Source organism: Hymenobacter glacieicola (genome assembly GCF_014640315.1).
In the GTDB taxonomy this organism is placed as follows: Bacteria; Bacteroidota; Bacteroidia; order Cytophagales; family Hymenobacteraceae; genus Hymenobacter; species Hymenobacter glacieicola.
Map to the genome: position 1 here is coordinate 224,100 of NZ_BMGS01000003.1, position 24,579 is coordinate 248,678.

Annotated in this window: 22 protein-coding genes; 10 read left to right on the forward strand and 12 right to left on the reverse strand. The window is 58.3% G+C overall.

All coding sequences use genetic code 11. The features are described from left to right. Nucleotides 1-51: 51 nt before the first annotated feature. The 7 genes from IEW18_RS06830 (at nt 52) to IEW18_RS06860 (ending at nt 8,503) form a co-directional block, all read left to right on the forward strand. Nucleotides 52-978 (forward strand): DUF6624 domain-containing protein, encoded by a 927-nt coding sequence (locus IEW18_RS06830; protein ID WP_188557083.1) that lies wholly within the window; start codon nt 52-54, stop codon nt 976-978. A 395-nt stretch (nt 979-1,373) separates the two neighbouring features. Continuing rightward, entirely contained in the window at nt 1,374-3,755 is a 2,382-nt protein-coding gene (locus IEW18_RS06835; protein ID WP_188557084.1) for a ribonucleoside-diphosphate reductase subunit alpha, read from the forward strand. A gap of 108 nt (nt 3,756-3,863) precedes the next feature. After that, a complete protein-coding gene (locus tag IEW18_RS06840) occupies nt 3,864-4,181 on the forward strand; it encodes a hypothetical protein (RefSeq protein ID WP_188557085.1) in 318 nt (105 codons plus the stop codon). A gap of 297 nt (nt 4,182-4,478) precedes the next feature. Continuing rightward, nucleotides 4,479-6,053 (forward strand): hypothetical protein, encoded by a 1,575-nt coding sequence (locus IEW18_RS06845; protein ID WP_188557086.1) that lies wholly within the window; start codon nt 4,479-4,481, stop codon nt 6,051-6,053. Nucleotides 6,054-6,220: 167 nt separating this feature from the next. Continuing rightward, on the forward strand, nt 6,221-6,823 hold the full coding sequence (locus IEW18_RS06850; protein ID WP_188557087.1) for a hypothetical protein: 603 nt from the start codon (nt 6,221-6,223) through the stop codon (nt 6,821-6,823). Nucleotides 6,824-7,046: 223 nt separating this feature from the next. Beyond that, nucleotides 7,047-7,610, forward strand: a complete 564-nt coding sequence (locus IEW18_RS06855) for a glycosyl-4,4'-diaponeurosporenoate acyltransferase CrtO family protein (RefSeq protein WP_188557088.1) — start codon at nt 7,047-7,049, stop codon at nt 7,608-7,610. 200 nt (nt 7,611-7,810) lie between these two features. Then, entirely contained in the window at nt 7,811-8,503 is a 693-nt protein-coding gene (locus IEW18_RS06860; RefSeq protein WP_188557089.1) for a haloacid dehalogenase type II, read from the forward strand. 118 nt (nt 8,504-8,621) lie between these two features. Here IEW18_RS06860 and IEW18_RS06865 read toward each other — a convergent pair whose 3' ends face one another. From IEW18_RS06865 to IEW18_RS06885, 5 genes are all read right to left on the reverse strand, one after another. Beyond that, a complete protein-coding gene (locus tag IEW18_RS06865) occupies nt 8,622-8,897 on the reverse strand; it encodes a hypothetical protein (RefSeq protein WP_188557090.1) in 276 nt (91 codons plus the stop codon). 160 nt (nt 8,898-9,057) lie between these two features. Next, nucleotides 9,058-9,459, reverse strand: coding sequence for a nuclear transport factor 2 family protein (locus tag IEW18_RS06870; RefSeq protein WP_188557091.1), 402 nt, complete (start codon nt 9,457-9,459; stop codon nt 9,058-9,060). Between the two features lie 164 nt (nt 9,460-9,623). After that, nucleotides 9,624-9,950 carry a hypothetical protein gene (locus IEW18_RS06875; protein ID WP_188557092.1) on the reverse strand — a complete coding sequence of 109 codons (327 nt, stop codon included), beginning with the start codon at nt 9,948-9,950 and terminating at the stop codon, nt 9,624-9,626. 530 nt (nt 9,951-10,480) lie between these two features. Further along, entirely contained in the window at nt 10,481-10,918 is a 438-nt protein-coding gene (locus IEW18_RS06880; protein WP_188557093.1) for a hypothetical protein, read from the reverse strand. A gap of 252 nt (nt 10,919-11,170) precedes the next feature. Then, nucleotides 11,171-12,628, reverse strand: coding sequence for an aldehyde dehydrogenase family protein (locus IEW18_RS06885; protein ID WP_188557094.1), 1,458 nt, complete (start codon nt 12,626-12,628; stop codon nt 11,171-11,173). 441 nt (nt 12,629-13,069) lie between these two features. Here IEW18_RS06885 and IEW18_RS06890 point away from each other — a divergent pair, with 441 nt between their 5' ends. Together IEW18_RS06890 and IEW18_RS06895 are read left to right on the forward strand one after the other, a co-directional pair. Continuing rightward, nucleotides 13,070-13,684 carry an Hsp20/alpha crystallin family protein gene (locus tag IEW18_RS06890; RefSeq protein WP_188557095.1) on the forward strand — a complete coding sequence of 205 codons (615 nt, stop codon included), beginning with the start codon at nt 13,070-13,072 and terminating at the stop codon, nt 13,682-13,684. Nucleotides 13,685-13,835: 151 nt separating this feature from the next. After that, on the forward strand, nt 13,836-15,137 hold the full coding sequence (locus IEW18_RS06895) for a TPM domain-containing protein (protein ID WP_188557096.1): 1,302 nt from the start codon (nt 13,836-13,838) through the stop codon (nt 15,135-15,137). Nucleotides 15,138-15,261: 124 nt separating this feature from the next. Here the strand turns inward: IEW18_RS06895 and IEW18_RS06900 are convergent, their stop codons facing one another. Then, nucleotides 15,262-15,570, reverse strand: a complete 309-nt coding sequence (locus IEW18_RS06900; protein ID WP_188557097.1) for a hypothetical protein — start codon at nt 15,568-15,570, stop codon at nt 15,262-15,264. Between the two features lie 346 nt (nt 15,571-15,916). Here IEW18_RS06900 and IEW18_RS06905 point away from each other — a divergent pair, with 346 nt between their 5' ends. Further along, nucleotides 15,917-16,822: an alpha/beta fold hydrolase gene (locus IEW18_RS06905; protein WP_229728630.1), complete on the forward strand. Its 906-nt coding sequence runs from the start codon at nt 15,917-15,919 to the stop codon at nt 16,820-16,822. A 44-nt stretch (nt 16,823-16,866) separates the two neighbouring features. On the opposite strand, the gene IEW18_RS06910 is transcribed toward IEW18_RS06905, so the two are convergent. The 6 genes from IEW18_RS06910 to IEW18_RS06935 form a co-directional block, all read right to left on the reverse strand. After that, a complete protein-coding gene (locus IEW18_RS06910) occupies nt 16,867-17,280 on the reverse strand; it encodes a hypothetical protein (protein ID WP_188557099.1) in 414 nt (137 codons plus the stop codon). A gap of 159 nt (nt 17,281-17,439) precedes the next feature. Continuing rightward, on the reverse strand, nt 17,440-17,823 hold the full coding sequence (locus IEW18_RS06915) for a hypothetical protein (RefSeq protein ID WP_188557100.1): 384 nt from the start codon (nt 17,821-17,823) through the stop codon (nt 17,440-17,442). 127 nt (nt 17,824-17,950) lie between these two features. Beyond that, nucleotides 17,951-19,540, reverse strand: a complete 1,590-nt coding sequence (locus tag IEW18_RS06920; RefSeq protein ID WP_188557101.1) for a M56 family metallopeptidase — start codon at nt 19,538-19,540, stop codon at nt 17,951-17,953. Next, nucleotides 19,537-19,908, reverse strand: a complete 372-nt coding sequence (locus IEW18_RS06925) for a BlaI/MecI/CopY family transcriptional regulator (protein ID WP_188557102.1) — start codon at nt 19,906-19,908, stop codon at nt 19,537-19,539. The genes IEW18_RS06920 and IEW18_RS06925 overlap by 4 nt, the downstream gene beginning before the upstream one ends. Nucleotides 19,909-20,214: 306 nt before the next feature. Then, on the reverse strand, nt 20,215-22,335 hold the full coding sequence (locus IEW18_RS06930) for a M13 family metallopeptidase (RefSeq protein ID WP_188557103.1): 2,121 nt from the start codon (nt 22,333-22,335) through the stop codon (nt 20,215-20,217). A 94-nt stretch (nt 22,336-22,429) separates the two neighbouring features. Beyond that, nucleotides 22,430-24,568, reverse strand: coding sequence for a M13 family metallopeptidase (locus IEW18_RS06935; protein WP_188557104.1), 2,139 nt, complete (start codon nt 24,566-24,568; stop codon nt 22,430-22,432). Between the last annotated feature and the right edge of the window lie 11 nt (nt 24,569-24,579).

Sequence of the window (24,579 nt, forward strand, 5' to 3'; positions counted from 1 at the left end):
AACCACAAGCGCTTGGCTTACCCTTTATTACCTACCCTATATTCTCGTTTTATGAAAAAGTTTTCCCTCCTGCTAGCTGCCTTTGTGCTGAGCAGCGGCTCTCTTCTGGCCCAGGCCGATTCCGGTACGCTCAAGCAGCGCGCCAGCGACGCCTACGCCTCCAAAGACTACAAGGCCTCGGGACAGTTCTACGACCAAGCGCTCAAACAAAGCAAAGCTCAGCTTACCAGCGGCGACTACTATAACGCGGCCTGCAGTTGGGCGCTGGCCGGCGACGCCACCAAAGCCTTCCAGTACCTGGACCGCGCTACCCTGGCCGGTTGGGAGAACGTAGCCCACCTCAAGCAAGACACCGACCTGACCGCTCTGCATACCGACAAGCGCTGGCAACCTATGCTTGCCAAACTGCAAGCAGCAGTAGCTAGGACAGAAGCCAACTACAACAAGCCCCTAAAACAGCAGCTCGATTCTATTTACGCCTCGGACCAGGGCGGGCGGATGAAGCACGAGGCTATTGCAAAGCAATACGGCCAACACTCCCCGGAGATGACGGCGCTCTGGAAGGAAATTGAAGCCACCGATGCCCGCAACCTGCAGCGCATCACCAAACTGCTGGATACGCACGGGTGGCCGAAAAAATCGGAGGTAGGAAACATGGGGACCCAAACGGTCTTTCTGGTTATTCAGCATTCCGACCTGCCCACCATTGAGAAGTACTTTCCCTTGGCCAAGCAGGCCGCCGAGCGGGGCGACTTGGCGAAGTCGGCGCTGGCCTTGCTGCAGGACCGCATGCTGATGTGGCAGGGCAAGCCCCAGATTTACGGCAGCCAGCTTAAGGGAGATGCCAACGGCAAGATGGTGTTTCACGACATTGAAGACGAGGCCCATGTGGATGAGCGCCGCGCCGCCATTGGCATGGAGCCCCTGGCCAGCTACGCCAAGCGCTTCGGCCTCGATTACAAGCCGCCCGGGAAGTAAGATGCTCACGCCTTCTGCCGCGCGCAGAGCTAAAACAGCACGTCAGCCTTTGCTTTGGCAAGCTGACGTGCTGTTCTGTTTTCTAGCAACCTCTACCCCTTCCTGCCCCACCGACAATACCATTTCTGCGGGAAATCAGCAACCTGATTTCTAACCTTATTAGCCGACTATATAGGGACCCTTGCATGACAAAAAACGGCCTCAGCACTAACGTTTTAGCAGTATGTGGAAAACTTCCAAAGAATAGGTTTGTCCTGACCTTTCCGGACGGATATATTCGGAACCGTTGACCTGGCCTTGGCGCTCGGTTGGCGCCTGAGTGTTTACCTGAACTGTTTGGCCGGCCTGCTCCGGCTGTACTCATACTTCTACTACCACATCACCCTGCTACGCCTATGTTGGTAATCAAACGCGACGGCCGCCGCGAGTCCGTGAAATTCGATAAAGTAACGGCCCGCATCGAGAAGCTCTGCTACGGGCTCAACCAGAACTTCATCTCCCCGATTGAGGTAGCCAAGAAGGTTATCGACGGCATTTACGACGGCGTAACCACGATTGAGCTGGACAACCTGGCGGCCGAAACCGCCGCCTCGCTCACCACCAAGCACCCCGACTACGCCATTCTGGCCGCGCGCATTGCCGTCAGTAACCTGCACAAGGTCACCAGCAAGTCGTTCAGCAGCACCATGAAGCGGCTGCACACCTACGAGGACCCCAAGACGGGCGAAAACGCCTCCCTCATTGCCCAGGACGTGTGGGAAATTGTGCACGCCCACGCCGCTACCCTCGACTCGGCCATTATCTACGACCGGGACTACAACTACGACTACTTCGGCTTCAAGACCCTGGAGCGGAGCTACCTGCTGCGCCTCGATGGCAAGGTAGTGGAGCGGCCCCAGCACATGCTGATGCGCGTGGCCGTGGGCATTCACAAAGAGGACATTGCCGCCGCCATCGAGACCTACAATCTCATGAGCGAGCGGTGGTTTACCCACGCTACCCCTACCCTCTTCAACGCCGGCACGCCCAAGCCCCAGCTCAGCTCCTGCTTCCTGCTCACGATGAAGGATGACTCCATTGAGGGCATTTACGACACCTTGAAGAACTGCGCCCTGATTTCGCAGAGCGCGGGCGGTATTGGCCTGGCCGTGCACAACGTGCGCGCCACGGGCTCCTACATCAAAGGCACCAACGGTACTTCCAACGGCCTGACGCCCATGCTGAAGGTGTTCAACGACACGGCCCGCTACGTGGACCAGGGCGGCGGCAAGCGCAAGGGCGCTTTCGCTATTTACCTGGAGCCCTGGCACGCCGACATCTTCGACTTCCTGGACCTGAAGAAAAACCACGGCAAGGAGGAGATGCGCGCCCGTGACCTGTTCTACGCCCTCTGGACGCCCGACCTGTTCATGAAGCGGGTGGAAGCCAACGGCGACTGGACCCTGATGTGCCCCAACGAGTGCCCCGGCCTGGATGAGTGCTACGGCGAGGAGTTCGAGCGCCTCTACCAGAAGTATGAGCGCGAAGGCCGCGGCCGCAAAACCATTAAGGCCCAGGACCTGTGGTTTGCCATCCTGGAAAGCCAGACCGAGACCGGCACGCCCTACATGCTGTTCAAGGACGCGGCCAACAGCAAGAGCAACCAGAAAAACCTCGGTACCATCAAGAGCTCCAACCTCTGCACCGAGATTATGGAGTACACCGACAAGGACGAGGTAGCGGTGTGCAACCTGGCCTCCCTGGCCCTACCCCGCTACGTGCGCCCCAACGAGGCCGGCAACCTCATCTTCGACCACCAGAAGCTCTACGAGGTAACCTACCACGCCACGATGAACCTGAACAAGGTTATCGACATCAACTACTACCCCGTAGCGGAAGCCGAGCGCAGCAACCGCCGCCACCGCCCCATCGGGCTGGGCGTGCAGGGGCTGGCCGATACGTTCATTGCCCTGCGCATGCCCTTCGAGAGCGACGAAGCCAGCGGCCTGAACAAGGACATCTTCGAGACCATCTACTTCGCGGCCATGACGGCCTCCAAGGACCTGGCCATCCGCGACGGGCACTACGAAACCTTCCCCGGCTCGCCCCTGAGCCAGGGCCAGTTCCAGTTCGATCTGTGGGGTGTAACGCCGGAGTCGGGCCGCTGGGATTGGGAAACGCTGCGCGCCCAGGTAATGGAGCACGGCGTGCGCAACTCTCTGCTGGTAGCCCCCATGCCCACCGCCTCTACGGCCCAGATTCTGGGGAATAACGAGTCGTTTGAGCCCTACACCTCCAACATTTATGTGCGCCGCGTGTTGAGCGGGGAGTTCATGGTGGTGAACAAGCACCTGCTCAAGGACCTGGTGAAGCTGGGCCTGTGGAACGACCAGATGAAGAACGCCATCATTGCCGCCAACGGCTCGGTGCAGGACATCCCCAACATTCCGCAGCACATCAAGGACCTGTACAAGACGGTGTGGGAGATTTCGCAGCGCCGCATCATTGATATGTCGGCCGACCGGGGCGCCTACATCTGCCAGAGCCAGAGTCTGAACCTGCACGTGATTAACGTGAACTTCGGCAAGCTCACCAGCATGCACTTCCACAGCTGGAAGAAGGGCCTGAAAACCGGCATGTACTACCTGCGCACCAAGGCCGCCGTGGATGCCATCAAGTTCACGGTGCAGAAGCAAGCCGCCGAGACCCTGGAGCCGCTGAACGTAGCCGCCCAGAACGCCTCCGACATGGCCTGCTCCCTGGACAACCCCGACGCTTGCGAGGCTTGCGGGTCGTAGGGAATATCAGTCGGGCTCCTAACAGCCGAGCTAAGTTTTGCGTAAAAGAGAGTAGATATTTCAATAAAAAGCCACCTCAGATGAGGTGGCTTTTTGTTACCCGCTACTATGTTCGCTAACTACGAAATAGACTTTGCTAAGCTTAATTTAAACTGGCTGCACAGCGTCAGCATAGAGCTTGACGAGATAACCAACTTACTGGAAGTAGCGGAGCGGGCGCACACGTACCTACAAGTCAACGGCCAGATTGAGATGGTCGGCTATACGAACCGTCGCAAGTTTATTTCCGTTATTTTTACTATCAACGGGCCTAAGCTCGTGGTACATGACGTAGAGTTACCGCGCTATGAAACAATCCAAGACGTTATCCTCCGCCGACTCGCCGAAGAACCCGACCAACCTCTCGATGAACGGGAAGACTTCTGAAGAGTGGGAAGCTGGTCGCATCAGCGGACCGCTTACGAAGCGTGAGTTGTTTGCCTACCTGAAAAAGATTGGCAAACTACCTCCTAACGCAGAATTGAAACAAGCCTCCTAGCACAGTGCAGAAGCAAGCCGCCGAGACCCTGGAGCCGCTGAACGTAGCCGCCCAGAACGCCTCCGACATGGCCTGCTCCCTGGACAACCCCGACGCCTGCGAGGCCTGCGGTTCGTAAGAAGGAACAATTTTTGTTTTAAAGGGAGCGAAAATACTTTCGCTCCCTTTTTTATATCGTATAGTTCATGAAATACAAGTACAATAATCACAGTTGGAGAAATACTATCTCACAATCATTGGGAATACAGGAAGGAAACATGCTTCTAGTTTTACACAGATATGCGCAATCATCACCTGAGAAGTATTATAACACAGAAGCGTTTAACGATTATTACGTATTTTTAAAAGAAAACCTGCATACACAAAGAAACAATTTATTACACTTTATCAAAGATAGAGCTGAAGGCTTTAATATATCATACAAAACTCTTGAAGCCATAAACAGAAAGAACATACATGAATGCATAGTAAAGGACAAAGACGCTGTATTCATAGACGAACATATAAATTATAATTATCTACAGCTCCTTGAAGGCTCATTATTGATCCACATTCAACTAGCGACATATATTATGTTGAATATTCAAGGAAAAAAGACTGATAATCTCGATTTATTTACTTGTATCGAAAAGCTATCAAAAACCGTATTTCCTTACTTGAATAAAGTATACGATAACAACATTAGAAATGGAATAGGTCATGGCAAAATAATATATAAAGAAACCAAAGCGCACTATATAGACAAAAAAGAAAATCAAACGTCAATATATTATTATCAGTTTATAAGGAAATTTGATTTGCTAGTTGATATTATCAATGGATTTTCATTAGCATATATAAAATTTTATATTATCGACTTAAAATCTTTAGGAGTTGAATTACCTCGCCATCTATTTTTCGAGGAAATAAGACTAAGTAGCACATTCGATAATTGGAATATATCAACTGTTATCCATCAACAAATATTAAACAAAAAACAGCTAGTAGTTAACATAGAATCTAAATGTAAAACACAGAAGGAACTAGAAAATAACATTGTAAAAACTGCAATACAGGCAGGCAAACTAGCATCAAAAAAATTTGATATACTGCATATCCATATAACGCACAATAAATTTCCTGGATTTATCAACTTTGATATTGACATTTTAAACGATATCAACCAAGAAAAATTCGACAGCCATAAAGACATATCAAAAGCAATAACAAATAGCCTTGAAATGTATTTAGCTGGCTTCAATCAAATAATGCCACCTAGCATGAATCCCAATATATTTATAAGCGATACTACAAAATACAAGATAATAGACAATAGTGAATTTGTTAATAAATTAAAATTTAAAGACATTAATCAACATGTCAATGCCACTAACAAATACATGATAGTTGAAACAAAGTACGTATATGACGAACAAAATGACAGCAAAGATATTATGGAAAGTTTAATAAAATCTTCACTCGAAAATCTAAGAAATCATAGTATTAAAAAAAGCAATGAATTAACCAAACAACACAACTACAAATACTTAAATGTTAAATATTTAAATATTTGGGTTTATAAACACGACAAACGCGGAAGAAACCTAAATAGCAATGGAATCAAACCTAATTTGATTTGCAAAATTTCATACAACAGCAGTAATGAAATTAGGAATATAAATTTATTGGATAGCAAGGTTGAGTATTTTAATGAAGCCATAATTAACTGGAACTATTACTGGCGAAATCCAGAAGCGTACGATATTATGTTCCCTGAATAGGTTAAACAGCATAATAGAAAAGGTGTTAATAATGCATATATCATAAACCCGAACACACTTACGCTTTATAGAAACAACTAAAATATGGGTACACCTACATTCTAGGCCACTCGCAATCCAACCTAGCACATTTTTCTATATAGCATTTTTACGCTTCTTTATTCCTTATGAACTACAACGCTACTCTCTCGCTATTGCTGGGTCTGACGCTGGCCTTTACCGCTGGCTGTGATAAAGATGATCGGGAAGAAACGCCCGAGCCACTGCCGGAGCCCACCGTTACTTATAGCCGCTCCATTGTGTACCAGGACAACGGCCAACACCGGGATACCACCTTTCAGGCACCGCAACTGAAGGGGTCTGTCACGCAGAATGCTCAGAGTTTGTCGGTAAGCGTGGAGCCCATTACCCGTACCGAGGGCATTGGCTTCGCGCTAGACCGCACGAAACTAGCCGCCGCTCTTACCGGCACCTACACCCTCAAAACCCTCCGCGACCAAACGCTTAATGTGGATGTGAGATACTATTACGAGCAATCCGAAAGCCTGGGCGGCGGTACCATTCTGTACTTCAGCAACATGCAGCACGTTACGGGTAGCTTCACCATCAGCAGCTACGATGCCAAGCGGCAACTCCTGAGCGGCACCTACACCGCCACCTTAACTGGTTCTAGCGACCCAACAGTGGCCTACGGCACCTTCCCGAAGCGCAAGTGCGACATTACTGTTACGGGTACCTTTGCTAACGTGCCGTTGAAGCAGGTAGAATAGCGCGCCCGCTAGGCCACATTCACTGGACTAGCGGTAGAGTAGGATTAAACTTCGTGGAATTCTGTTGTGCGTAAAACCATACCCCATTAGTGCCCTGGCTGCGGCCGTTGGTGCAGGGAATTGCCCGTGCCTCCTACAAGAACCCTTGAAGCGTAGGCGCAGGGACACTTAAGGTAGCTGAGGCTGGTTTTACTACCTGCGCGGTGCTGTGTACTTTGCTGCTATGGCACCTTCCGGAAATGCTGCTGCCCCGCCGGCTGGCCGGCTGGCGTTTTATAATGCCGTGCCGTCGGTGGTATGGTCGGGGCTGAGTTGGGGGCCGCTAACGGTGTTTTGCCACCAGCACATGGCGCGGCCGTGGCTGTACGGGCTGTTGGGGCTGAGTGTGCTGGCCTATGCTCTGCCCCGCGGCTGGTTTCGGTGCTGGCAGCTAAGCGAGTCGGTGGTGGCTTATCGGCGGGTAGGAGTGCCGGTGGTTAACCGCCTGGCCCAGCACGGAGGTGTCGTTAACGCGCTTATCCGGCGGCGCTACCCGCAGTACCGCCGGGTGCGGGGCCATCGGTCGGGGGCGGCGCTGGTGGGCAACAGCTACCACATGGAGCGGTTTCACGTGGCGGCGCTGCTGGTCTTTCTATGGGCTGGTGCGTATGCGGCCGTGCAGGGCTACTGGGGCTGGGCCGGGCTGCTGACGCTGCTTAACATGGGCTATAACCTGTACCCCATCTGGCTGCAACAATACCTGCGGTTGCGCCTGGCCGCTTCGGCTGGCAAGCCCTTGGGGAGGTAGCTTGTGGAAAAGTGGTCGGGTGGAGCTGGTTAGGGTGCTTGCCCGGTATTAGGGGCTGCCGAGAAGCGGCGGAGGCGTGAGTGGCAGGGCATTGAGTGGAGTAGAACCAGCCGCAACACCATCATCCTGTACCGCCGCGCCGGGAGTAGCTGCGTACCAGCAAGTAGACCGGCGCGTGCCGGACCTAGTTACTCCTGTCTATGCCTGATTCCTCCATCTACCGCCCGCTACCGAAGGTGCTGCTCTTCGACGTCAATGAAACCTTGCTCGACATGGGCAAGCTCAAGCGGGCCGTACCGAAAGCCTTCGGCAACAAGCACGCCTTTAAGCAGTGGTTTGGGCTGCTGCTCTACTACTCGCTGGTAGACACCGTAACGGGTACTTACCACCCCTTCGGCCACATTGCGGAAGCAGCCCTGGACATGACGGCCGATATGCTGGAGGAAAAGCGCCTCTCGCCCACCACCAAAAAGGAGCTGGTGGGTTTACTTTCCCAACTGCCCGCCCACCCCGACGTGCCCCGGGGCCTGCAAATGCTGCTCGATGCGGGTTTTCGGCTGGTGGCCTTCACCAACTCTCCGCAGCTGACCCTGGATGCGCAACTGCGCTACGCCGGCATCATTCATTTCTTCGAGCGGGGGCTGAGCGTTGATGAAGTGCAGCTGTACAAGCCCCACTTCCACACCTACCAGGCGGCCCTGCAAACCCTGGGCGTGGCGCCCACCGAGGTCCTGCTCGTAGCCGCCCACGGCTGGGACGTAGCCGGGGCCCAGGATGCGGGGCTGCGCAGTGGCTTCATTGCCCGGCCTGGCCAGACCCTCTACCCGCTGGCCACGCCACCTACCTACCAGGGCAAAGACCTGCCATCCTTGGCCCGCCAGATTATCGGCTAGGCATAACTGCCTACTGATGAAAACTTAACCACCCACGACCTTCCAGCGTGGTCCTCCATAAGGCAGAAAAGGCTTCCACGGATAGTAGAAGCCTTTTTTTACGGATAACTGCCGCTGGTTAGTGGCGCCCTTTGCCTCGGCCGTGGCCGTGCCCATGCCCATGTCCGTGGCCACCGCGCGGGGCGTAGTACACCGGGGCCGCGGGCACGAGCAGCACGGTGCCTTTCTTGTATTTGGGGGCTTTGTACTTCTTTACGGGGCGGGCCTCCCGCACCACCACGTACTGGGGCGCGGGCCGGCCGATGTTGATGGTTACTTGGGCTTGGGCCGAGGTAGGGCCAAAGGCCAGAGCCGCTACGGTAAGCAAGGCGGCAGCGAGAAAAGATTTCATCATGTGGAAGAGGTAGGAGAAACAACTGCTGAAAACCCGCTCATCCGGTTTCAGACCAAGGGCGCGGGCAAAAATGAGGCCATGTGCTTCGGCTGCTTGTCACCCCGAGGAAGTCTTGCCCCGGCGCATAGGAAAGCTGCTAAGTACTGGCGCAAGGCCTTGGCTACGCCAACTCGTAGCAGGGGTAGCGCCGCTGCCGAAAAATCTTCCCATCCTTGAACTCGAAAATCAGGCACAGCTGGCCCAGCAGGCGCTGTCCGCGCAAGAGGGGGCCAATGTCGCTGATGGTCGTGGCCTGCCAGAGGCCCTCTACCAGTACGCTGCCATCGGGAGCTACCTGGGTCCGTTGTACGTCAAACTGCGGGTCGCGGAGCAGTTCCCGGCCCACCCGCAGGTTGTCGAGAATATCCATGAAGGAGCGGCGCTGAATGCTGCGGTACAGCAGGTTAGGAAACTCCGTTTGTTCTACCTCCGGGTGCAGCACGGCCGCGTACGCCGCAGGGTCCGTGTTGAATGCTTGAACAAGGTCGAAATAAGAGTTAATGACATCGAGTTGCTCGTTCATGAGAAGGGTAGCAAGAAAGCAGTGTAAGGGAAGCCTAATATAAAGGAAGCCGAGGGATACTATTCTCTTAGCCCAACCTAACGCGTTGGCAAACGCCCCCGATACCTCTTACTGTGGGAATTCCACTTGTCACCTCCCTGCCGCAGGGCCCCTACACCTGAGGGTTAGGGGCGGCGTTTCTGGGAGCGGGCGGGAGTGGCGCGGCGGCGGGGGGTAGGCTGCACCTGCGCCGAGTCGAGGGGGCCTACGGTTACCTGTCCGCTTGGCACCGAGGGCAGGGGCAGCGGGTGATTGGGCAGCACCTGGGTAGGCGCCGGGACGGGCTCAGCCTTGTCTTGGCCTACGCCGGCGGGCAGGGCTACGCCGGGCACGGGGCTTACACGCTCGGTAGGGTGACGCCGGACCGACTGCACTGGTGGCCGGTTTTGGGCTTGGGCAGTTTGAGCGGCAAAGCCCAGTGCCAGCAGGAAAAAGGACAGGAAACGGAACATAAGGCAGAAAGCACGCGGCATTATATGAATGGTAGAGCAGAGGGCAGCAACCCCCAGCTACGGTTCTGCTTCGGGCAAAAGTCTCACGCAGAACCAGCAGGTAGCAGTACGGTGCGCTACCGCCGCAAGTTCAAGCAGCCCTGGCCTTACGAAGCAGCACTGTACTACTTCTAGTCCAACGGGCTTGCACCACCTCTATTCTACGTTTTCTATTGCTGATGGTCTGCTGCTTACTTCGGGTGCACCTACGTCATTTCCAGCAGCCCTAAACCATCCAACCCAGCGTTAGTCCAAGTGCTTTTTCGACAAGCAGTTCAAGTAAGCCAAGCTAAAAAACGAAGGGCTGGCTCCATGTGTCAATTTTTAAACTAACACAGTCACTGACACAATTAAGTAACAGATAGTATGACTTGTGGATTACTTGCTACAAAGGCTGCTACCTGACGTAGCTGGCCGAACAATATTACAAGTTGAAGCGGCTTCTTACTTGCCGGGGCCTGCCGCTAGGTGTGCGAGCCGGGCCTGAAACGCTAGTACTTCAGCGGAAAGCTGGGCTGCTGCAGGAGCCAGGCTTGCGCGGCCGCATCGGTATCAAAGGAGCGGTAAGTAATGGGCAAGCTTTGGCTATGGGTGGTGATGTAGGCCGTGGCCAGGCGCACCATTACTTCGGGCGAAACGACTACGGCACCGTGGCGGTAGCCTCCTGCGTTTACGGCCTGCGGAAGCCACTCCTGGGCTATCCATTCTTGCTCCGGTAGCGTAAAGGGGCGCATGGCGAGCTGGTTGATCAGAATCCGGCTCCAGCCCCGCCGCTGCAGGCCCAGCATCATGTGGGTAAACAAGCCGCGCACCTCGGTCATGCCGTAGGGGTTACCGCTCCAGCTGGCCCGAATGAAACCGGCCGGGTCTTCCAGCAAGCGGCCCGCTGCATTCTCAAAATAAACCAAGGGCTGCTCGGTGGATTTCATCGGGCCTAAAGTACACCTTTGCGCCGGGTCTGCGAAAGGCCGGGGCTGTTTCTGTTGGATAGTGCATCCCAGGCCCAGGCTACCCGGTCGGGTAGTGCCACCCACCTCTGACTCGGTGCCCAGGCCCCCGCTCAAGGGCTGCGAAGGGGCTAAGCAGCGCCTTCCAAAATACACCCGACGCACAAGGCCGGAGCACTGGCTTACGCACAGCCAACGCCCCGGCCCATTACGTGCCGCTCCTTGAGGTCTTGCTTAAACCGGGTACTCGCGGGGTTCGTGCTGCACGGAAACCCACTGCACCCGGGTCATTTCCTCCATTACCCACTCGCCCCCGAAGCGGCCCAGCCCCGACTCCCGTTCCCCGCCGAACGGGGCGTTAGGCTCGTCGTTTACACTTTGGTCGTTGACGTGAATCATGCCGGTTTCCACCTGCCGGGCCAGCTGCACGCCGCGCGCCACGTTGCGGGTGTGCAAGGCTCCGCTCAAGCCAAAATCCAGCTCGTTGGCTAGCTGCAGCATCTCGGCTTCGTCGCGGAAGGAAATCAGCGGAGCTACGGGGCCGAAGATTTCGTTTTGAGCAATGGGCATGTCGTTGCGCACGTTGCGCAGCACGGTGGGGTAGAGCGTGGCTCCATCGGCCTGGCCGCCCACCTCAATAACGGCTCCTTGGGCCACGCTGGCTTCAATGTCCTTTTGAATGCGCTGCACCTGCTTCTCGTCGATGAGGGGCCCGATGTCGGTATCACGCTGCTGGGGGTCGCCTACTTTCAGGGCTTTGGTGCGGGCTACCAGCTTGGTGCAGAACTCGTCATAGACCTGCTCGTGCACCAGGAAACGGTTGATGGCCATGCAGATCTGGCCCTGGTGCATAAACTTGCCCATCATGCCGGCGGCCACGGCTTGGTCGAGGTCGGCATCTTCCATGACGATGAACACGTTGTTGCCGCCCAGCTCCAGGGCTACTTTTTTCAGGTTTTCGCCGGCCAGCTTGCCAATGCCCTTGCCGACGGGGGTTGAGCCGGTAAAGGAAATGAGCTTGGGCACGGGGTGGGTCACGAAGGCGTCGCCGATGACGGACGACTTGCCCATAACCACATTGAATACGCCCGGGGGCAGGCCGGCTTCCTCGAAAAGCTTGGCCAGCAGCGTACCGCCGGTAGCGGGCGTCTGGGAAGCGGGCTTCACCACAATGGTGTTGCCGCAGGCCAGGGCCGGGGCAATGGAGCGCATGGACAGGTGCACCGGGAAGTTCCAGGGACTGATAATGCCCACTACCCCCAGGGGCTTGCGGTACACCCGGCTTTCCTTGCCGGGCGTGCTGGAGTTGAGAATAAAGCCGTGCAGGCGGTTCGGGAACGAGGACGCCTCCATCAGCACCTCGTGGGCCAGCATGATTTCAGCCTCGGCCTTGGCGTGGGCCCCGCCGGCTTCGCGGGCTATCCAGTTGGCAAACTCGTCTTTGCGGGTGAGCAGCAGCTGGGCGGCGCGCAGCAGCATATCGCGGCGCTCCTGGGGTAGGGTGTTGCCCCAGTGCGGGGCGGCAGCTTTGGCAGCCGCGTAGGCTTCATCCAGCTCCTGGAGGCCGCCACACTTGATGGTAAGCAGCTCGGAATTATCAAAGGGGTTGATGTCACGGATGTAGTCGTCTTCGCGGCCGGGTTTCCACTCGCCGTTAATGAATTGCAGGTCTAGGCCTTGGTAGGGTTGCATGGACGTTGTTTTCGAGGGGATGAGGATGTAAGCCCGGGTGCCGACAGCAGCTCACGCAGGCAATGCAAATCAACCTTGGACCAGTGCCAATAGTTTGAACAAAATCCGGGGGTGAGCTTCCCCACTGCCCCGATAAGCAACCGCCTACTGGCCCCTGTAACAAGGCAATACCCCTTGGCGGGAACTCCGACATCGGTTTTATTCCGCGCCTTGTTCCCGCCGCTTTGCGTCGGACTGTCGGTGCAGCCTAGTAGCGCCAGTGGTTCTGTTGGCTGGCGCGGGCCAGAGCGTATCGGGTAGCTTGGCCGTTCTCCGGACAGGTATTTCGGTGGCCCATTGCTGAGAAGTAAAAAGCGGGACTACCTCGCCTATAACCTGTGATTTTCAAGGTCGTATAAATTCCCATTCATCATTATTTCTCACGCTAAAACAACTTTCCTCATGGCTATTCAGAAATATCAGGACTCCTTTTCTGACATGAGTTCCTCGAGCTTCAGCACCATGCTCGACCGGTTTTTCAGCGACTCCCTGGCCTCGCGGGGGCGGGTGAACAGCTTCTCGCCCCACGTAGATGCCTACGAGACGGAGAAAAGCTACGAGATTGAGGCCGCCCTACCCGGCATGAAGCGCGAAGACATTAAGGTTGATTTCCACCAGGGCCGCCTGACCATATCCGGGGAGCGGCACTTCCGCAACGAGCAAAACCAGCGGCGCTACCACGTAGTCGAAAGCTCCTTCGGCTCCTTCCACCGCGCCTTCCAGCTGCCCGACACCGTGGATGCCGGCCGCATTCAGGCCTCTTTCGAAGATGGCGTACTGCGCATAAGCGTGCCCAAGGACGAGAAGAAAACCATGCGCCACCAGATTGAGGTGCGCGGCGGCCAGAACCAGGGCAGCAGCGCCGGCCAGATGTCGGAGCGCGTGGGGCAGCAGGCCACCGACGTAACGGTGCAGGCGGGTGAAGGCGGCAGCAACGGCCAGCCCCGGACCGATGGCTCCGTGGACCCAAACGAAGAAATGAAAAACCGTCCGCAAAGCTCGGGGGTAGGCTCCTGAGGCCTGGCCCTGCTTGCCAGCACGAAGCCGGTTCGGGACCCGAACCGGCTTTTGTGTTTTGGCGGGTAAGCCGCCCTGGCTGTGGCCACGTCTCGCGCCGCGTCGTAGAATAGTCCGACGAGCATCTTTCCACTTCACTTCGTACGAACTCATGCACCGCATCCTTCTTTTCCTGTGGCTGGGGCTGGTGGCCGGCCTAAGCCAAGCCGCCGTGGGCGCCCCCGCCGAAGACCTGCCGGCCCGGCCCGCTCCTTTCCGGTTTGTAAATGACCAGGCCCAGCTGCTACCCGCCGCCAACGCCAAAACCCTGGAAAACGGCCTGCGCCGCTACGCCGACGAAAACGGCACCCAGATTGTGGTCGTGACGGTGCCTTCCCTCGGGGGCCGCGAGGTAGCCGACTACGCCCGGGAGCTGGGCACGGCCTGGGGCATTGGTCAGCGCGACAAAGACAACGGCGTGGTGGTGCTGATAGGAGCCCAGGAGCGCACAGTCACGATTCAAGCCGGCTCGGGGCTACGCCAGCAAATTACGCCTGCCCTGACCAGCCAGATTATCAACGAGAAAATGACGCCTAGCTTTAAGCAGGGCAACTACTTCGCCGGCTTGCGCGCGGGCCTCAACGCGGTGATGCTGGCCGCTAACCCCGGCTCGGCACCGGCCAGCACCCAACCGGCTGCCACCAGCCCGGCACCTAACAGCACCGCTGAAATAGGAGCCGGCAGCGGGGCCGGCCTTGCCAGCGAGCTGCCAACTCAGGCCGCCGTTCCGGAGCCCGTTGCGCCTACCCTACCAGCAACGGAGTCAGCGTCGTCGGGTTTTGGCTGGGGTGCGTTGGCCCTGGGCGCCCTGGTTATTGGCGGCGGCATCTGGCTTATCTCGAAGCTGTTTCGACGCCGGACGCCGGCCGCCCCCGCCCCGGGCGCAACCCCGGATTTCTTGCCCAATCAGCCCGCGCAACCAAACCAGCCCTACGACCCTAACCGCGGCTATGGCCAGCGGCCGGTAAACCAGCCCGGTAACGCCCCCGATTTTCTCCCCAACCGTAATTCCGGTTTTGGGGGCGGGAGCGGCGGCAGTGGCATGGGCGGCATGCTCATGACGGGGGCCGCGGCGGCGGCCGGCGCATACCTGGGCAACCGCATGGCCCAGGGCCACGACACCCCCGACAGCTCCGCTTTCCACCCCGATGGTTCCCGTGCTTTTGACCCGGATGCTGCCGGTGCCGCGGGCGGAGCCGCCGCGGGGGCGGCCTCAGCGGGCGGTTTTCCGGCCCTGGGCGGCGCCGATGCTACCCCGGAAGCGGAGCCCGACTATTTCTCCGAAGACTACACGGCAAACGACTCCCCGGATTATTTCTCCTCCGACGACAGCTCCTCCTACGACGACACATCGTCGGATGATACCGGTGGTGGGGGCTTTGACAGTGACGACAATACCAGCGGCAGTTGGTAAGATTGGTGGCGGCTTCGGCTGATTAACTAAGCTGAGGCGTAGCTGCCTACTACGTGGCCTATCATGCAACAAGCCGGTTTCCGTGGGTGCGGAAACCGGCTTGTTGCGTGTGAGGGGAGTGATATTATTTCTTGGGCATGCTGCGGGTGGGGGCACCCACTTTTACGCTTGGGTTACGCTTGCGCTTGCGCTGGGCTTTGAGGCGAAGCTTCCAGCGGCGAAACGGACCTAGCTTCTTCATTTTGTGGCGGCTGTTTCCCCGGTAAGCCTTGTAGTTCGGCCGCCCGCGCTTGTAGGAACGACGAAAGACCGGAACGCTGGTTGCCACGTCGGCGCTGACCGACGAGGTGGTGCTTCCCATTTCGGCCCGCGTGGGAGCCGGCTCTAGGAACAAAAGGAAGCCCAAAAGTAACAAGAGTAACGTTTTGAACATAAGAAAGAATAAGAGGTGAGAGAAGCACGGCACCACGAGGTACCTCCAAATAAAGCGAATCTTTATTTAATTATCATAACAAGCTGATATAAAGATTTTATCTAAGAAAAATTCTATAGTAAGAGTATCCCTTGCCTTTTCTGACGTTAGCAGCATTTCATTTCATTTTTCCAATAAAATCCGTGTAGCAACTTGGGTTAACTTGAGCCAGCGGGAGCACTCCTACAGCTCGGCCACCGCTACAGGCAGCACACACCCAACCCCGGCGCCGGCGCGTATACAGGAAACCGGTTGCGCCGCTCCGCGGATTTGCTTGGCGACTTGGTTTCCCCTTTACTACTTGAGTATGCACTACATCCGCCGCGGCACGGGCCAACCCTTACTTCTCCTGCATGGCATTGGGGGCAGCTGGCGTTCCTGGTCTACCGTCTTCGATCAGCTGGCCGAGCACCGGGACGTGCTTGCCGTGGACCTGCCCGGCTTTGGGGCTACCCCGCCCCTGCCCGGGGAGGTTTCTATCCGGACGCTGGCCGATGCGGTGACTAGTTTTCTGCGCGCCCACGACCTGCTTGGCATTGATGCCGTGGGCAGCTCCATGGGGGCCCGACTGGTGCTGGAACTGGCCCGCCGGGGTGGGGTAGTGGGGGCGGCAGTGGCCCTCAACCCGGGCGGCTTCTGGCAGGGCTGGGAAATTCCGGTGTTCTATTACTCCGTGGCGGCTTCCGTGCGACTGGTGCGGGGGCTACAACCCCTCATGCCTGCCCTCACGGGCAATGCCGTAACGCGCACACTGTTGTTTTCGCAGCTCTCTGCCCATCCGGCGCGGCTTTCGCCGGACGTACTCCTGCCGGAGATGCGCACGTTTGCCACCGCGCCTTCCTTTGATGAGCTGCTGCGCAACCTGGCGTACGGGGAGCGGCAGCAGGGTGCCCCGGCGGGTAGCATCCCGGCCCCGCTTGTCATTGGCTGGGGCCGGCAGGACCTGGTATGTTTGCCGCGCCAGGCCCCACGCGCCCAACGCTTGTTTCCCGACGCCCAGCTGTACTGGTTTGACGACTGCGGACACTTTCCGCAGTGGGACCAACCAACCGAAACAGTTCAGCTCATCTTGCGGGCTGTCAGCGGGCAACCGGTGCCCCAGCCCGCCTTACCCGCCCGCGCAGCAGCGGCGCCGCGCTTTTTCCGGGTGGCCATTGCCGGGGTATTTCTAGCTGCGGCCGGTGCGGCCTGGCTGGCTACCCGTGCCCGGTAGCCCGGGAAGCTTCTGGAACGGCTGCTACCGGGTAGCCTAACAGTTTAGCCCCGGGAGCACAGCCAGCGCACAGCCTCGCCCTCATCCGTAAACTGGTTGAGTGAGCAGTAGTCGCCGTGGGTGTGAGGCAAGGGCGGCAGGGTTTCATCGTGCACGTCGTCGAGCTGGTAGGGAGCCACCAGAAAGGCCAGGTACACATGGTCGCCGAGGTGCTGGCGTAGTAGCGGGTAGAACACCGTGGTCAGCCAGTGCACGTCGCGGGAGTCTACCTCTAGCCGGCGCCGGGAGTCCACGAGCCAGTGGCGGCAGGAGTCGCAGGTAGTAGCGTAGCGCAGCACTTCTTGGTAGCCGGCGCGTAGCTCGTGTGAGGCCGTCGGGCGCGTCCAGCGGGCGGCTACAATTCCTAGGTCGGGCCGGTACGTTAAGTCCAGGAAGTCAGCAAGCGTAGTGGGAGTCATGCGGGGGCGGCTGAGGAAGCTAACCAGTAAAGAAAGTGGTCCGGATACGGGGCGGGCTGCGTGTTGGACGAGTGCAAGTAGAACACGGCCGGCCTACCCTAGGTAGTGAACGGTGCTTTGCTCGGCCACGTATGGCCAGGGCAGCGCACCCGGCAGGGCTTAGGGCTGCAGAGGAGCGGCCGGGGGGGCGGGCGTTTCCACGGGCCGGATATCGTAGCGGCGGTTGAACTCGGCCACCGCCGCGGAGCCTACGTTGCGCTTGGTTACCACAATCATAACCCCTTCACCGGCCTCCGCCCCGAAAATGCGGCGGGCTTCGTCGCCCTTCACCACGTTTACCGAGGCAATGGTCCGGCGGTTGATCTGCTCAATGGTTTTCTGGTCCGAAGGCTGCCCGTCCAGGAAATACAGGCTGGGCTCCTCCGTAGCGGCACGAGCTGCCGGCGCCGGGGCAGCAGCCTGAATATCAAGAGTGTGCAAGGTCGTTACCGTAAGCAGACCAGCTAGGGCAACCAGGCAACGCAAAGAGGAAAGGGTAAGCATAGCAGCAACAAACAAAAGTTCGGCTCCCAAGATACAAAACCGGGCCGGCTGCTTTCCGCAACCGGCCCGGTAACCTATCCTTCTACAGCTGCTGCGCCAGCAAAAACGCTGGCCTGGTCAACACTATCTACTTGGTAGTTATTACAATAGCTCCCTGCCGGCCTTTTTCACCGAACTTAGCGGTAGCCCGCTCGGCATCCATCACGAAAACGGAGGAAAGCTGGGCGGCCGGAATCTTGGTTTGCTCGATGGTGGCTTCCTTCTCGTTGAGGATCAGCAGCCGTCCGCCCACATCAGCCGGGCTCAGGCCCCGACCGGCGCTTATCAGGTTGATGACCCGCTGATCTTCGGGCTTGGCCGGCTCGAAACTCAGGCTATGCTCCTTAATAAAGGCCTGAACCGCCGCCGAATCCCTGTTTTTCTTGGTAATAATCAGGATGGCACCATCCGTGGCCTTCTCGCCGAAGGCAGTGCGGGCTTGCTCACCTTTCAGCACACTCATGCTTTCAATGGCTTTCGGGTCGAGGGCCTGCACTTCTGCTTTGGTGCTGGGCTTGCCGTCCAGGAAGTACAGGGGCTCCAGGGCAACGGCTAAGGGCTTACCTTTTTCATCGAACAGTACTTTTTCCGGCCGACGACCGTAGGCAATTTCGGCCCGGTAGCGCAGGTTGCTGCCATCGGCGGCGCGCACTTCCGCGACGCCAATGAGGCGGTAGCCGGGGTACTGCTTTACGATGTAGGCCAGCGCGGCGGGGGGTAGGGCGCTAATAGGAGCTTCCTTTTCAACATCGGGGCCCGTGGGCGTGCTTACACCGGACGAAGTCAGGGCAGCAGAGGCAGCTTCGGGAGCCGAGAGGCTGAGCAGCCCCAGGGCCAGCGGTAGCACCAGCAGGTAGCGGGCGGCCTGAGCGCGGGCAGATCGTTGCGCGTTCATCATACGAATACGGTTTTTAAGAGTGATAAAGGAGAAAGGAGTAACCAGCGCCGGCCCAGAAGCCAGGGTGCTGAGTTGCAGCAGGCTGTATTGGTACGTTTTGGTATCGAGCTGCTTGGTCTGTAGCACGGCCTCATCGGTGATGAACTCCAGGTTTTCCTGCACGGCCCGCAGCAGCAGCCACGCCCCCGGACTAAACCACCCGAAAATCCGCTGAATATGGCCCAGCAGCACATCCAGCGTGTGCCACTGGCGCACGTGCACCTGCTCGTGCAGCACAATGGCTGGTAGCTCCGCAGGCGCGTGCTGGGCTGGGTTCAGGTAAATCGTCTGCCAAAAGGAAAAGGGGTTGATGTCGGCAGCTACCTGGCGGCAGGCCACGCCGGCTATCTGGGCCGGACGGGAGGCGCGGTGCACGCCGGCCAGCGAAGCTGCTTGCAGCAGCAGGCGCAGCGTCATCAGGCCCACGCCTACCCAGTAAACGACCAGCAGCCAGAATCCGTAGTTAACGCCTTCCTCGGCGGGCAGTACGGGCGCTACACTGCCACTCCCGGGCCAGTTGGGCAGCAGCACGCTAAGCTGGGTTTCCAGCCCGGCTGGCCGGGCCAGCAGCACCGACACATCCAGCAACGGATACAGCGCCGAAAACCCCAGCGCCCCCAGCAGGTAGGCGCGGTTCAGCTGATGAAAGGTGAGCCGGCGCAGCAGGGCATAGTACACTCCCAGCAACAGGAGCAGGGCCCCGTTCACCTTCAGCAAGTACACTAGTAGCGCGGGTATCATGGCTGCTGGGGCTTTTGCCGCTCAATCATATCAATGATTTCCTTGAGCTCTTCGGTGCTGATCTTCTGGTCTTTAGCAAAGAAGGAAACCAGCTCTTTGTAGGAGTTACGGAAGTAGTCGCCCACGAAGGCACCCAGGAAGCGCTTGCGGTAGTCTTCGGCCACAATCAGGGGCGAGAAGCGGAAGGTATTGCCCAGCTTTTCGCCGCGCAGGTAGCCCTTGCGCTCCAGGTTGCGCACCGTGGAGGCCAGGGTAGTGTAGGGCGGGCGGGGCTCGGGTAACAGCTCCAGCACATCCTTGATAAAGCCCCCATTGAGCTGCCAGAAGCCACGCATGGCTTCTTCTTCGGGTTGAGTAAGTCGTTCCATATCAGCTATTACTATCTTTTCGTAATACTACGAATATTTCGCAATTAGATACAAGAGGTTGAAGAATTTTTTTTAACGGGCACGAAAAAGCCCGCTGGCTAGGTGCAAGCGGGCTTTTAATAGTAAAACTGTCCAGTAAATCAGGAGAACGTCATGCAGAGGCGAAGCCGAAGCATCTCGCTCGGCTGACGTTGCTAAACTAACCAGACGATGCCAAGCGAGATGCTTCGGCTCCGCCTCAGCATGACAGGTCCTGCTTTGCCCTTTCGTTATCCTCTGAACAAGCTTAATGGGCTGCTCGCTGGCTTACCAGACGCGGGCGCGCAGGTTCTGGGCGCGGACCATTTTGGCATCCTCTTTACAGCCAAAGGCCTCGAAGAACTCGGGCATGTTCATCAAGGGGCCGTTGGTGCGGAACTGGGCCGGGGAGTGCGGGTCCGTCAGGACTTGCTGGCGCAGGTACTCGGGGCGGGCGTTGGTGCGCCAGATTTGGGCCCAGGCCAGGAAGAAGCGCTGCTCCGGCGTGAAGCCGTCGTATTTGGGCCGGGGGCCGTTGCCGTATTTCTGCTGCAGCTGCTTCTGCAGGGCGCTGTAGGCCACGCTCAAGCCGCCGAAGTCGGCCAGGTTTTCGCCCATGGTCAGCTTGCCGTTGACGTACACGGAGTCCAGGGGCGAGAAGGCCGAGTACTGCTTGCCTACCATGTCGGCGCGCTGGGTAAACTTTTCGGCATCTTCCTTGGTCCACCAGTCGCGCAGGTTACCCGACGCGTCCGACTGGCGACCTTGGTCGTCGAAGCCGTGGGTGATTTCGTGGCCGATTACCGCGCCCATACCGCCGTAATTTACCGCATCGTCGGCCTTGGGGTCAAAGAACGGCGGCTGCATGATGCCCGCGGGGAAGGTAATGTCGTTCATCGACGAGTTGTAGGAGGCGTTTACCGTGGGCGGGGTGAAGCGCCACTCCGTGCGGTCAATGGGCTTGCCGTACTTGCTCAAGTTGTCGTTGTAGGCCCACTGGCGGGCGGCCAGCACGTTTTTCAGGTACGACTCGCGCGAAATAGTCAGGGCCGAGTAGTCCTTCCACTTATCGGGGTAGCCGATTTTTACCGTGAAGGCGTTCAGCTTTTTCAGGGCTTCCTGCTTGGTAGCCTCGCTCATCCAGTCCAGCTGCTGAATATGCTCGGCCATAGAAGCTTTGATGTTGTTGACCATTTCCATGGCCTTCTGCTTGGTTTCCGGCGTGAAGGTTTTGTCCACGTAGAGCTGACCGAAGGCCTGGCCCAGGGCCTGATCAGTGGCGCCCAGCATGCGCTTCCAGCGGGGCTGCTGCTGCTTGGCCCCGGTTAGGGTTTGCTGGAAGCGGAAGGCTTCGTCGGCGTAGGCCTTGGGCAGCGCGGAGCTAACGGAGCTAATCAGCTGCCAGTCGAGGTAGCTTTTGAGGTTGGTCAGGGGCTCCTGCTTCATCAGGGTGCTCACTTCCTGGAAGAAAGCGGGCTGCCCCACGATGACCTCCTTGGCCGACCCCAGCTTGTTTTGCGCCAGCAGGGTAGGCAGCCCGAGGTTGGGGAACTGCTGGTTAGCCTCGGCCACGGTCATCTTATTGTAGTTGGCGTAGGGGTCGCGCAGCTCCACGCGGCTCTTGCTGGCCTTGGCCAGGCGGGTTTCAATGGCCAGCACGGCCGCTGCCTTCTTGGCCGCCGCCGCCTCCGAGTCGCCCATGAGCTTGAACGTGTTGGTCATGTAGGCCACGTAGGCGTTGCGCACAGTTTTGGAGCGGGCGTCGTCCTTGAGGTAGTAGTCCCGGTCGGGCATGCCCAGGCCGCCCTGGCTCATATTCACGGCGTACACGGTGCTGTTTTTGCGGTCGGGGCTGACGCCGGCCCGGAAGAACGCGCCCGTGCCCAGAGCCTGGTGGCGGGCCACTACGGCTTGCAGGCTTTTCAGGTCCTTGGCGGCGGCAATGCGGGCCAGCTCCGGTTTTAGGGGCGTGATGCCGGCGCGCTCAATGGCCGCGGAGTCCATGGCCGAGGCGTAGTAGTCGCCTACTTTTTGCAGGTTGCTGCCCTTGGGCGCGTTGCGGTTGGCCGCGGCTTCCTCCAGAATCTGCCGGCTTACGGCGTTGTTCTGGTCGGCGAGCTGCTGGAAGCTGCCCCACCGGACCTCACTGGCCGGAATGGCCGTGTTCTTGAGCCAAGTGCCGCTGGCAAAGTGAAAAAAGTCGTCGCAAGGGGCCACCGAACGGTCGATGTTGGCCACGGCCAGCCCTACGCCCGGCACGCTCGGCGCTTCCGCGGGGGTAGTGGTTGAGGCTACCGCAGTGGCGGGCGGGGCCGCAGTGGTGGCAGCCGTCTTGGCTGAATTACAGCCGGTTACGGCCAGACCGGCTACCGACAAAGCCGCCAATGCCAGGGTATGTTGGTTTTTCATAGATGGGAGAAATGCGGGGAACGGAAAACGAGAAAAGCGAGCTACCGGAGCAGCTCGCTTTTCAATTTACTTATTTACAGCCTATTGCTAGCCACTACCAGATGCGGGCGCGTACGTTCTGGGCGCGCACCATCTTGGCGTCGTCCTTGCAGCCGAAGGCCTGGTAGAACTCCGGCATGTTCATCAAGGGGCCGTTGGTGCGGTACTGGGCCGGGGAGTGCGGGTCGGTGAGCACCTGCTGGCGCAGGTACTCGGGGCGGGCGTTGGTGCGCCACACCTGGGCCCAGGCCAGGAAGAAGCGCTGCTCGGGCGTGAGGCCGTCGTACTGGGGCACGTTGCCGTTGGGGTACTGCTTCTTGAGCTGCTTTTGCAGGGCCGAGTAGGCCAGGGCCGTGCCCCCAAAGTCAGCCAGGTTCTCGCCCATGGTCAGCTTGCCGTTCACGAATACCGAATCCAGGGGTTGGAAAGCGGAGTACTGCTTGCCTACCAGGTCCGTGCGCTTCGTGAATTCGGCGGCGTCCTCTTTGGTCCACCAGTCGCGCAGGTTGCCTTCGGCGTCGGACTGGCGGCCCTGGTCATCGAAGCCGTGGGTGATTTCGTGGCCGATGACCGCGCCCATACCGCCGTAGTTTACCGCATCGTCGGCCTTGGGGTCGAAGAAGGGCGGCTGCATGATGCCGGCCGGAAACACGATTTCGTTCATCGTGGAGTTGTAGTAGGCGTTTACCGTGGGCGGGGTCATGCCCCACTCCGTGCGGTCAATGGGCTTACCATAGTGGCCGATGTTGTCTTTAAACTCCCACTGGCGGGCGGCCAGCACGTTTTTCAGGTACGACTCGCGCGAAATAGTCAGGGCCGAGTAGTCCTTCCACTTGTCGGGGTAGCCGATTTTTACCGTGAAGCCGTTGAGCTTCTTTATGGCCTCCTGCTTGGTGGCGGGGCTCATCCACTCCAGGGCCTGGATGTGCTCGCCCATGGCCTCCTTGATGTTAGCCACCATTTCCATAGCCTTCTGCTTAGTTTCCGGGGTGAAGGCTTTTTCCACGTAAATCTGGCCGAAGGCTTCGCCCAGGGTAGCGTCGGTGGAGCGCAGCATGCGCTTCCAGCGGGGCTGCTGCTGCTTGGCCCCGCTCATCACCTGCTGGAAGCGGAACGACTCATCCACGTAGGCCTTGGGCAGGGCCGAGGTGACGGAGTTTACCAAGTGGGCGCGCAGGTAGGTTTTCCAGTCGGCCACGGGCTCCTGCTGGAGGGCGGCGCTGGCTTCCTTCAGGAATTCGGGCTGGCCCACAATGACCTCCTTGGCCGCGCCTAGGCCCACCTGGGGCAGCATGGTCGTCAGGCCCAGGTTCGGGAACTGCTGGTTGGCCTCGGCTACCGTCATTTTGTTGTAGTTGGCGTACCGGTCGCGCAGGGCTACGCGGTCCTTGCTGGCTTTGGCGAGCCGGGTTTCCAGGCGCAGCACAGTAGCCGCGTTTTTGGCCGCAGTAGCCTCCGCGTCGCCGAGCAGCTTAAACAGGTTGGTCAGGTAGGTAGTGTAGGCCGCGCGGATGGTTTTGGAGCGGGCGTCGTCCTTGAGGTAGTAGTCGCGGTCCGGCAGCGTGAGGCCGCCCTGGCCCAGGTAGAGGGCGTATTCGGTGCTTTTCTTGGAGTCCTGGCGCACGCCTAAACCAAATACCGAGCGGGTTTGCAGCATCTGCTGGCGCACCAGCTGGCTCTGCAAGCCTTTCAGGTCTTTCACCCCGTTGATGCGCGCCAGCTCCGGCTGCAAGTACTTCAGACCGGCTTTTTCAATGGCTACGGTGTCCATGGCCGAGGCGTAGAAGTCGCCGACCTTCTGGGCGTTGGTGCCCTTGGCGGCCGACTTATTTGCCGCGGCCGTTTCCAGGATGTTGCGCAGCACAGCGTTGTTTTGGTCAATCAGCGTGTTCCAGGAACCCCACGACGACTCGGCGGCCGGCACGGGCGTATTCTTGAGCCAGGTGCCGCTGGCGTACTGGAAGAAGTTGTCGCAGGGCGAGACGGACAGGTCGCGGGCCGAGAGGTCGAGGCCGACGCCGGGCATTACGGGGCCTTTGGGAGCTTCCGTGGGGGTAGTGGCAGTGGAGGCCGTAGCCGTGGTGGTTGTGGTGGCCGAGGCAGCGGTGGTAGCGGGGGTGCTGGAAGCGCAGCCCGTGAGGGCCAGGCCGGCGGCAGTACCCAGCGTAAGCAACAGGTAGCTTTTCGAGGTCATGTGGAAAAGAA

Coding starts and splice junctions, on each gene's coding strand:
- IEW18_RS06830 (WP_188557083.1), top strand. CDS start 52: ATGAAAAAGTTTTCCCTCCTGCTAGCTGCCTTTGTGCTGAGCAGCGGC.
- IEW18_RS06835 (WP_188557084.1), top strand. CDS start 1,374: ATGTTGGTAATCAAACGCGACGGCCGCCGCGAGTCCGTGAAATTCGAT.
- IEW18_RS06840 (WP_188557085.1), top strand. CDS start 3,864: ATGTTCGCTAACTACGAAATAGACTTTGCTAAGCTTAATTTAAACTGG.
- IEW18_RS06845 (WP_188557086.1), top strand. CDS start 4,479: ATGAAATACAAGTACAATAATCACAGTTGGAGAAATACTATCTCACAA.
- IEW18_RS06850 (WP_188557087.1), top strand. CDS start 6,221: ATGAACTACAACGCTACTCTCTCGCTATTGCTGGGTCTGACGCTGGCC.
- IEW18_RS06855 (WP_188557088.1), top strand. CDS start 7,047: ATGGCACCTTCCGGAAATGCTGCTGCCCCGCCGGCTGGCCGGCTGGCG.
- IEW18_RS06860 (WP_188557089.1), top strand. CDS start 7,811: ATGCCTGATTCCTCCATCTACCGCCCGCTACCGAAGGTGCTGCTCTTC.
- IEW18_RS06865 (WP_188557090.1), bottom strand. CDS start 8,897: ATGATGAAATCTTTTCTCGCTGCCGCCTTGCTTACCGTAGCGGCTCTG.
- IEW18_RS06870 (WP_188557091.1), bottom strand. CDS start 9,459: ATGAACGAGCAACTCGATGTCATTAACTCTTATTTCGACCTTGTTCAA.
- IEW18_RS06875 (WP_188557092.1), bottom strand. CDS start 9,950: ATGTTCCGTTTCCTGTCCTTTTTCCTGCTGGCACTGGGCTTTGCCGCT.
- IEW18_RS06880 (WP_188557093.1), bottom strand. CDS start 10,918: ATGAAATCCACCGAGCAGCCCTTGGTTTATTTTGAGAATGCAGCGGGC.
- IEW18_RS06885 (WP_188557094.1), bottom strand. CDS start 12,628: ATGCAACCCTACCAAGGCCTAGACCTGCAATTCATTAACGGCGAGTGG.
- IEW18_RS06890 (WP_188557095.1), top strand. CDS start 13,070: ATGGCTATTCAGAAATATCAGGACTCCTTTTCTGACATGAGTTCCTCG.
- IEW18_RS06895 (WP_188557096.1), top strand. CDS start 13,836: ATGCACCGCATCCTTCTTTTCCTGTGGCTGGGGCTGGTGGCCGGCCTA.
- IEW18_RS06900 (WP_188557097.1), bottom strand. CDS start 15,570: ATGTTCAAAACGTTACTCTTGTTACTTTTGGGCTTCCTTTTGTTCCTA.
- IEW18_RS06905 (WP_229728630.1), top strand. CDS start 15,917: ATGCACTACATCCGCCGCGGCACGGGCCAACCCTTACTTCTCCTGCAT.
- IEW18_RS06910 (WP_188557099.1), bottom strand. CDS start 17,280: ATGACTCCCACTACGCTTGCTGACTTCCTGGACTTAACGTACCGGCCC.
- IEW18_RS06915 (WP_188557100.1), bottom strand. CDS start 17,823: ATGCTTACCCTTTCCTCTTTGCGTTGCCTGGTTGCCCTAGCTGGTCTG.
- IEW18_RS06920 (WP_188557101.1), bottom strand. CDS start 19,540: ATGATACCCGCGCTACTAGTGTACTTGCTGAAGGTGAACGGGGCCCTG.
- IEW18_RS06925 (WP_188557102.1), bottom strand. CDS start 19,908: ATGGAACGACTTACTCAACCCGAAGAAGAAGCCATGCGTGGCTTCTGG.
- IEW18_RS06930 (WP_188557103.1), bottom strand. CDS start 22,335: ATGAAAAACCAACATACCCTGGCATTGGCGGCTTTGTCGGTAGCCGGT.
- IEW18_RS06935 (WP_188557104.1), bottom strand. CDS start 24,568: ATGACCTCGAAAAGCTACCTGTTGCTTACGCTGGGTACTGCCGCCGGC.